This is a genomic window from Microcoleus sp. S36a_B3 (assembly GCF_036700745.1).
In the GTDB taxonomy this organism is placed as follows: domain Bacteria; phylum Cyanobacteriota; class Cyanobacteriia; order Cyanobacteriales; family Microcoleaceae; genus Microcoleus.
Genome location: NZ_JAUBPN010000022.1, coordinates 1 through 9,015 on the forward strand (window position 1 = coordinate 1; position 9,015 = coordinate 9,015).

A 9,015-nucleotide genomic window follows, 5' to 3' on the forward strand; every position below is an offset into this window, starting at 1 on the left:
ATGGTTATTAAATGGGATCGAAAAATCAAAAATAAAGGCAATGCTATTTTATCCGGTTTAGCTGCGTAGCAGCTTATCCGCATCCTCAACCCTTGACTTGCGGGTTTTTTCAGTGTAAAAGCGGTTGAAACCGCCGAATGTTAATATTAAACTCAATCTAAAATCTAAAATCTAAAATCTAAAATCGGATGACTAACCCCAGCGAATACCGGCAAAGACGCGAACATTTAATGGCAAAAATTGGCAGCGGAACCGCGATATTTCGCAGCGCCCCCGCAGCCGTCATGCACAACGATGTAGAATACGCCTACCGACAAGATAGCGATTTTTTCTACTTAACAGGTTTCAAGGAAGCGGGGGCGGTAGCAGTGCTCGCACCGCATCACGAAGAACACAAATTTGTCCTCTTCGTGCAGCCAAAAGACTTGGAAAAAGAAACTTGGCACGGTTATCGCGCCGGAGTAGAAGGCGCTAAGGAGCTGTACGGCGCTGATGAAGCGTTTCCCATCGCCGAACTGGCCGAAAAATTGCCAAAATTTCTAGAAAAGGCCGATCGCATATATTATCACTTCGGGCGCGATCGGAATTTCGACCAAACAATCCTCAATCACTGGCAAAGCTTGATGGCAACCTACCCGAAACGCGGTACAGGCCCAACAGCAATCGAAGATTCCAACATCATTTTACACCCGATGCGGCTGGTGAAAAGCGAAACAGAATTAGCATTAATGCGAAAAGCCGCTAATATCTCAGTTATCGCCCACAACCGCGCCCAAGAATTCGCCAAACCTGGCAGGTACGAATACGAAATTCAAGCAGAAATTGAACATATTTTTGGCATGAATGGTGCCACTTCCGCTTATCCTTCCATTGTCGCCTCCGGTAACAATGCCTGCGTCCTCCACTACATCGAAAACAACCGCCAAATGCAGGAAAACGATTTGCTGCTAATAGATGCCGGTTGTGCTTGCGACTACTACAACGCCGACATTACTCGCACCTTTCCTATTAGCGGCAAATTCACCGCCGAACAACAGACTATTTACGACTTAGTTTTGCAAGCACAATTGCAGGCAATCAGTCAAGTATATCCGGGAAATCCTTACAGTAAAATTCACGAAACAGCAGTGCGCGTTTTGGTGGAAGGTTTAATGGATTTAAAACTTTTGGTCGGCGACATTGAAGAGATAATTAAAGAGGAGAAATACAAGCCGTTTTATATGCACCGCACCGGACATTGGTTGGGATTGGACGTACACGATGTCGGCGTTTATCAGTACGGCGAAAATTCGCAAGTTTTGCAGGCGGGACAAGTGCTGACGGTAGAACCGGGGATTTATATTTCTCCTTATATTAAACCCGTAGAAGGACAGCCGGAGATTCCTGAAAAATGGCGCGGTATTGGTGTGAGAATTGAAGATGATGTCTTGGTGACAGTTGACAATCACGAAGTATTAACAGCGGGAGTTCCTAAATGATTGTTGACTGTTGACTGTTGACTGTTGACTGTTGACTGTTGACTGTTGACTGTTGACTGTTGGCAGTTGCCGCCTTTAAATTGTATATTAAAAAAAATCAAACAATGAGTGGGGTTTCCCGCTCGCCCTGAATATACAATTTAAAGGCGCGACAGCTTATTTCTTATTTATTTATTTATTTATTTATTATTTGTTGGTTATAATTCCTAATTACCAACAACCAACAGCCAACAGTCAACAACCAACAGCCAAACAAAAAGCCTTTATGTGTATTGATCCCACAGACAACGCACAGCGTAACTATCCCGTAGGGAATCGACCTCTCGAAACCTGCGAAGCATTAGTAACACAGCAAAGCGCAAAAATTCAGCAACTCGAAGCAGATTTGCAACAGCAGAGAAAATTGTGCCAGAAATTAGCAGCACAACTTAAAGCATTGGAAAATTCCAACTCTGCTGACTGTGTAACTGAATTGAATCTCGCCGACGAGCGCACTGAGTTAATCGCATCTCTGGAAAAAAGCCAGGAAATGTACCGAACTCTGATCAAACATTATCCGAATGGCTCGGTGTTTTTGTTCGATCGCGATTTGCGCTATACTCTGGTTGACGGTCAAGGTTTGGCAGTAGTTGGTTTGTCCAAAGAACTGTTGGAAGGCAAAACATTGTGGGAAGTATCGCCACCTGAAGATTTGCCACTTTTTGAGACTACATATCGCGCGGCTTTGGCAGGAAAAGAGAATAATTTTGAATATAAATACGGCGATCACGTTTATTCAACAACAATTGCTCCCGTCAAAAACGACCGGGAAGAAATTTTCGCAGGCATGGTCGTTACTCAAGATATTACCGAAAAGAAACAGGCAGAAATAGCGCTGGAAGAAATCAAAAATCAGCTAGAAATTAAATATAAAAAGCGCACTGAAGACTTGAAAACAGCCAACAATCTATTGCAGGAAGAAATTCTCTCTCGCTGGCGCGTCGAAGAAGCTCTGCGGCAAAGCCAGGAACAGCTAGAATTGTTTTTCTCTCAATCTTTAGATGGCTTTTTCTTTATGATGCTGGACGAACCCGTGCACTGGGACGATACAGTTGACAAAGAAAAAGTTTTGGATTACGTATTTACTCACGGGCGGGTAACGAAGGCAAATCATGCTTTGATAGCTCAATACGAAACTACTCGGGAAGAGTTGATTGGCAAAACAATTAACTTTTTTTTGTCCCACAACTTGCCAAAGAGCAGAGAGATATTCAGGCAATTTTTTGATGCTGGCAGAGTTCACATCGAAAATGACAATCGCAAGTTTGACGGGGAGAGAATTTGGGTAGAAGGCGACTATATTTGCATTTACGATTCTCTCGAAAGAATCTTGGGGTATTTTGGCGTACAGCGTGATATTAGCGATGCGGTGGTTGCAGCTAGACAACGCAAACAAGCTGAAGCAGCACTGAAAGAAAGTGAAGAAAGATTCCGACAGCTAGCCGAAAACATTGAAAGCGTGTTTTGGATGGTAGGCATTCAACCGCAGGAAATTATTTATATTAGTCCGGGTTACGAAAAAATTTGGGGCAGAAGCTGTGCTGAATTGTATGCTGGCGGACACTTTTTAGCGGATTCCCTCCATCCAGAAGATCGCTCTCGCGTTGTTGTTAAATTCGCTAAAAAAATTGTAGCTGAAGATGAGACGGAATATCGAATTGTTAGACCGGATGGTGAAATTCGCTGGATTCGCGATCGGGCTTTTCCGATTACCAATCAAGCTGGTCAAGTTTACCGCGTTGTTGGCATTGCCGAAGATATTAGCGAAAGCAAACAGGTAGAAAAAGCGTTCCGTGAAAGTGAAGGACGCTTCCGCCAGCTAGCAGAAAATATCCAAGATTCCTTTTGGTTAGTTTCTGCTGAGTTGACCGATTTGTTGTATGTAAGTCCAGCTTACGAACAAATCTGGGGGCGCAGCCGCGAAGCATTGTATGCAGATCCGATAAAATTGATGAATTGTGTGCATCCAGAAGATAAACATTTGTTGGACGAGGCAATGGGGCGAGTGTTGCAGGGCGAGTCCAGCAGTACCGAATATCGGATTTTTTTGCCAGATGGCACTATTCGCTGGGTTTGCGATCGAGCTTTTCCTATTTACGACGAATCGGGCAATATTTACCGCATCGCTGGTATTTGTGAAGATATTAGCGATCGCAAATTGACTTCTGCCCGGATCCAAGCAGCACTCCACGAAAAAGAAGTATTGCTGAAAGAAATTCACCACCGAGTCAAAAATAATATGCAGGTAGTTTCCAGCCTGCTGCAATTACAAGCTCAATACATTGAAGACGAACCGACGCTAGCTTTATTTGAAGAAAGTCAGACCCGCATCCATTCAATGGCTTTGATTCACGAGCAACTTTATCAATCCGACAATCTCGATCGGATCGATCTCCCGCCCTACGTTGAAAATTTGCTTGCCAATTTGTATCAATCTTTTGGTTACGGCAATACATCCATCCAATTCAATGTCAACGTTGACCCAATTTCTTTAAATATAGAAACAGCAATTCCTTGCGGTTTGATTATTAACGAACTGGTTTCTAACTCGTTGAAATACGCCTTTACCGAAAGTTTGGCAGGTGAAATTAATATTAATTTTCATCGTGACACAACTTCTCAGCAATTTCACTTAAGTATTCAAGACAACGGCAGAGGATTCCCTGCAGGTTTTAACATAGAACATACCGAAACTTTAGGATTGCGATTAGTGCGGATGTTGACCAACCAATTAGATGGAACTCTTGTGATTGACAGTAAGTGCGGAACTTGTTACGATATTAGTTTCACTGAGTTGTCTTATCGACGGCGCATTTAAAAAATAATATGAACGCTATAAAGATTTTGGTGGTCGAAGACGAAGTGATTGTCGCCGAAGACATAGCAGGCAGGTTGAAAAAACTGGGTTATATAGTAACAGCCACGGTTGTTTCAGGGGAAGAAGCACTGGAAAAAGTTGCAGAAGAACGGCCAGACTTAGTGCTGATGGATATCGTGCTTAAAGGTAACATGGATGGTATAACAACAGCCGAACAAATCAGAACCAAGGTAGATGTACCAACAGTATTTTTAACCGCTTATGCCGACGAGAAAACGCTGCAAAGAGCGAAACTTACAAACCCATTTGGTTATATTATCAAACCATTTCAACAACATGATTTACGGGTGGCGATCGAGATTGCCCTGCACAGACACGAAATCGAAGCTAAGATGCGAGAATCTCTTAAAGCTTCGGAAGCAACGAGAGAGTGGGTGGAAGAAAAGTCGTACCGCCAAAACCAGTATATTTCAATGGCTGCTCACGAATTGCGGAATCCGCTCAACGCAATTTTAATATCTGCAGAACTCCTACAGCTCGATCGCGATCGTAGCAATGATGAAGCCCAAGTCAGAACCCTGCGACTGGTGAATTCAGCTACAAAAAAAATGAACCAGCTAATCGACGATATGCTGTTCATGGGCCGAGCAGAATCAGGTAAACTCAAATCCCATCCATTACCGATAAATTTAGTCGAATTTTGTCAAGATTTGCTGGATCAACTGCAGTTAGGAAATGAAGCCAAGCACAAACTAAAATTCATCCCGTCTGACGTTACCAGCGCGATTTTAGATCAACAATTGTTGCACTGTATTATTTCTAACTTAATTGTCAACGCCATCAAATATTCCCCCAGCGGCGGTCAAGTCAGCTTGGAATTGCAATACAGTCAAGCAGGAGATGGAGACAAAGAACCTATCTTTTGTTTTTCTCGCGAGTGTTTATTTCCCAATACTCAATGTACAAATATTAACTATCCCTTACTAATTATCCGCATCCGAGACGAAGGTATCGGCATCCCAGAAACCGAAGTAGAAAAAATATTTGAAATGTTCTACCGCTGCAAAAATACTGGAAAGATTAAAGGTAACGGTTTGGGATTAACCATTGTCAAAAAAGCTGTGGATTTGCAAGGAGGGGCGATCGCCTGCGAAAGCAAAATCGGCGTTGGTACTAACTTTACAGTCGTGCTTCCCTATGTAGCTCTTTCCTCAAAAAATCATAGATAAGACTTATTTAATCATCAAAATGTTGCAAAATCCACTCAACCGCCACTGCTAAATTGGCTGCAATAAAATCCGGTTTAGTATGGTGCTGATACTCGCCGCTCAACACGCTTTCGCCGTAACCAGTCTGCACTAAAATACCAGTACAACCGGCATTGTGAGCCATATCCACATCAGTCGCTTTATCTCCCACCATAAAACTGTTCTGTAAATCCAAATTGTGTTCCCAAGCGGCGGCTACCAACATCCCTGTATTCGGTTTTCGCCAAGTAGTATATCGTGTAAATTCCGAGTTTATTCCACCTTCTGCTTCGCTCAAATAAGGGCAGTAATAAATAGCATCTAAGCTCGCTCCAGCTTCATTTTTTAATAGTTGACAAAGGCGTTTGTGCAAAGCTTCAACGTGGCTGACTGGATAATAACCTCTGGCGGGGCCAGATTGATTGGAAACCAGACAGCAAAATATTTTGTGGTCATTTAAACGGCGTACAGCTTTAGCTATTCCTGGGATTAAATGCAAATCTTCTACTTGGTGAATGTAGCCCGCTTCGATGTTGAGAACGCCATCTCTGTCCAGAAATACTGCTCGTTTCATGGTTGTATTGTTGCTTGAAAATAGGGTTTAGGGTGAGGATGTGGCAGTGTTTGTTGGGTTAACTTAAGCCTAAAAACCTTTGTATAGCAATCCTAAATGATTTTCTAGACCTAGAGCAATCCTAATTGATTTTCTCCGTGTAACTATATTTATGTATTTTGGGGAAATCAAATTTTTGCCCCTTAGTAAAAAATTCAAACAAAAATTTCACAATCTTAAAAGACCTACATAAATACCAATACTTTCTTAAAAAGTTTTTAGCTTGTAACCAAATATCTTCAACGGGATTTTGTTGGGGAGCATTTGGAGCAAATAAAATACAAGTAATTGACCACTCATCAGGCTCTTTGCCACCATTTACTTCTAATAAAAAATCTCTAAATTCGCCATATTTATGATAACTGGCTCCATCCCAAATCAAGATAATCTTGCGATTCTTATATTTATCGTGTAAGTATTTTATAAATTCAACTGTTGATTTTCCATCCCCAGATGGATGACTCTGAACATGGAATTCTTTGCTTTGATAATTGAGTGCGCCAAAATAAGTTTGTCTATCTTTTTCATTGGTAATTGGGACTTCAATTCTGATTTTTGATTGACCCCAAACGTAACCCGTTAGATCGCCATGAAGTAGATGACATTCATCTATAAATAATACTATTATTTGCCCGGATTCTATGCCCGCCTTGTTTTTGAATAAAATATTGTTAATTTCTTCCGTCTTTTTTTTTACCAGTTCGACCTCATATTTCGGATTGATTTTTTGAGTTTTTTTCCAACTAATTTTCGCCCGATCGAAAAGTTCATAGTAACTCTGTTTTGATTTATAGATCACACCAAACTCTCGCTCTACATAAGTAACCAGCTCATCTAAATTCCAATATTCTTTATTCTTTAGCCAATCAATTACTTCAGTCTTTTGTAGAGCTGTTAAATACCCTTTTGACCCTTTATGCCCTAGCTTGATTCCTTCGATGCCTTTGGTTTGAAATTGTTTTTTCCAATGACCCACAAAAAAATCACTTACACCGAGAATTTTGCTAATCTCATGGTAGAACTTGCCTTCGACAGCCATCCTTACAGCTATTGCTCGTTTAAGTTCTCTTGCATCGATATCACTTTTAATGAAAGATTCTAATTGAGTTATTTCCTTTTCCATATTTTGGAGGGGCCGTTTTAAGTTATTCATTTTTTTATTGTCACAATCAAGTATTGCATATAATTGTATCATAGTCTTGATAATGATTTAGGATTGCTATATCTATCGTTTATAGTCGAGTCTAGATCACCCTAAATCCCCCTAAAGAAGGGGGACTTTGAGTGTTCCAGTCCTCCTCTTTTTCCGCTTGGGACTTTGACTACTCTTGTCCCCCCCTTATTAAGGGGGGTTAGGGGGGATCGGGAAGACTGGACAAGGAAGACTATAGGCTGGCACAGCGAAAATCTAGGTACGATCGTCATTCTAAAAGAGATTGTTTTCCCAGCCATTCACGGAAACTATCATGATACAAACTATAGCAAATTTCTCCTCCATTTTCTTGTTTATTTAAGAACTCGATCCAATTATCTAACGCTTTTTCAACATCGTATTCATCCTGATCAATTATATTGCCGATCGCACTTACAGACAAACCTGTTGTGGATTGTACCAAAACATTGAGCACAGACAACTCGATCGCCGATAAAGCATCACCTCTCATCTGTCGCCAGTGGTTTTGATAATACGCTGCTAAACCGGGAGGAAGTTCAGGGACAAGTGAGGACTCTCCCAGATTAGCATCAGGGCGTAAATTCTCGGTAATGGCAGGTAACATCTGACTCAGATACATGAAATTGTTTTCGCCCAGAGTTGCGAGTTGTTGGCCGAATTCGGGTTGAGTTAAATCCGGTGCAGTCGATCGGTATTGCTGAATGTAGTTCAGGGCATCTTCCCGATTTTGGGCGGGATAATCTCTTAAATCGAGTGTTTTAGAGGGTGCTTCAATTAACAAACCGGATTTCTCTCTCAAAAACGGGCGGCGGGCGAGGATAAAATAAGTACGATCGCCCAAATATCTCGGCAGATAAAACAGATTTGTGCTGGGAGGCTGACTCGTGCGGGCGATCGCGTCTACGGAATCAATGACTATTATTAATTTTTGGTTATCAGTTAATTTATCGCTAATTTGCTGAAGCAACAAAGACAGAAACCAACTCCCATCATCGGATTCAAGATTTTGAATTTGCGATTTGAGCTTGACAATTTCCGATGTTTCCCCATTGGCGGCAAGGTATTTGTCAATCAGTTGAGTGCAGACTGAAGCGAAAAAATCTTCAGCTCGATTTTTGCCTTCAACTCCAGCGTTGTAATAGATACTGCGAGGATGGGCGGTGACATATTGGGCGAGGATGGAACTTTTGCCGCAGCCGGGAGTGCCGACCATTGTGAAATAACCGCGGCTGTGGGAGTCCAGAAAGTTGGAAATGGCCGAAAAAACAAACTTGCGGCCTGCAAAATTCTCGGTTTTCGATCGCAGGAGTTGCTGAAATTCTTTTGGGTAAGCAGCGGTAGAGATGGGAGTTGCCAGAGGTGAGGAATTCATGTTAGTTCCTCCACCCCTTCTAGCCGCAGGAAATATACGCGGCCGAATGCGTCGCCTGCCACAATTGTGACTCCATCGGGTGCAATGGCGCAAGAGGCGATCGAACTTTCACCAGTGAAACTGGCAATGACACTTCCACTCCACAAATCCCAGACTTTGATAGTGTTGTCTAGTGAACCAGAAATCCCCCGCTTGCCATCGGGGGTGACGGCTACTGCATTGACCAAACTGGTGTGACCATTGAGAGTAAACAGTTCTTTTCCAGTTGTTAAAT

At 42.1% G+C, this 9,015-nt stretch carries 7 protein-coding genes; 3 read left to right on the forward strand and 4 right to left on the reverse strand.

Annotated elements, in window-relative coordinates:
* Positions 1 to 188 precede the first annotated feature (188 nt).
* The 3 genes from QUA01_RS20675 (at position 189) to QUA01_RS20685 (ending at position 5,564) form a co-directional block, all read left to right on the forward strand.
* Positions 189 to 1,478, forward strand: a complete 1,290-nt coding sequence (locus tag QUA01_RS20675) for an aminopeptidase P N-terminal domain-containing protein (protein ID WP_333093386.1) — start codon at positions 189 to 191, stop codon at positions 1,476 to 1,478.
* Positions 1,479 to 1,743: 265 nt separating this feature from the next.
* A complete protein-coding gene (locus QUA01_RS20680) occupies positions 1,744 to 4,335 on the forward strand; it encodes a PAS domain S-box protein (protein ID WP_333093385.1) in 2,592 nt (863 codons plus the stop codon).
* Positions 4,336 to 4,343: 8 nt separating this feature from the next.
* On the forward strand, positions 4,344 to 5,564 hold the full coding sequence (locus QUA01_RS20685) for a hybrid sensor histidine kinase/response regulator (RefSeq protein WP_333093384.1): 1,221 nt from the start codon (positions 4,344 to 4,346) through the stop codon (positions 5,562 to 5,564).
* Between the two features lie 7 nt (positions 5,565 to 5,571).
* On the opposite strand, the gene QUA01_RS20690 is transcribed toward QUA01_RS20685, so the two are convergent.
* The 4 genes from QUA01_RS20690 to QUA01_RS20705 all read right to left on the reverse strand — a co-directional run.
* Entirely contained in the window at positions 5,572 to 6,156 is a 585-nt protein-coding gene (locus tag QUA01_RS20690) for a D-glycero-alpha-D-manno-heptose-1,7-bisphosphate 7-phosphatase (RefSeq protein WP_333093383.1), read from the reverse strand.
* Positions 6,157 to 6,277: 121 nt separating this feature from the next.
* On the reverse strand, positions 6,278 to 7,348 hold the full coding sequence (locus QUA01_RS20695) for an IS630 family transposase (RefSeq protein ID WP_333093382.1): 1,071 nt from the start codon (positions 7,346 to 7,348) through the stop codon (positions 6,278 to 6,280).
* 268 nt (positions 7,349 to 7,616) lie between these two features.
* Complete coding sequence (locus tag QUA01_RS20700) at positions 7,617 to 8,741, reverse strand: ATP-binding protein (protein WP_333093381.1); 1,125 nt, start codon at positions 8,739 to 8,741, stop codon at positions 7,617 to 7,619.
* A partial coding sequence (locus tag QUA01_RS20705; protein WP_442922024.1) for a WD40 repeat domain-containing protein occupies positions 8,738 to 9,015 on the reverse strand: 278 nt, incomplete at its 5' end. The genes QUA01_RS20700 and QUA01_RS20705, both read right to left, overlap by 4 nt.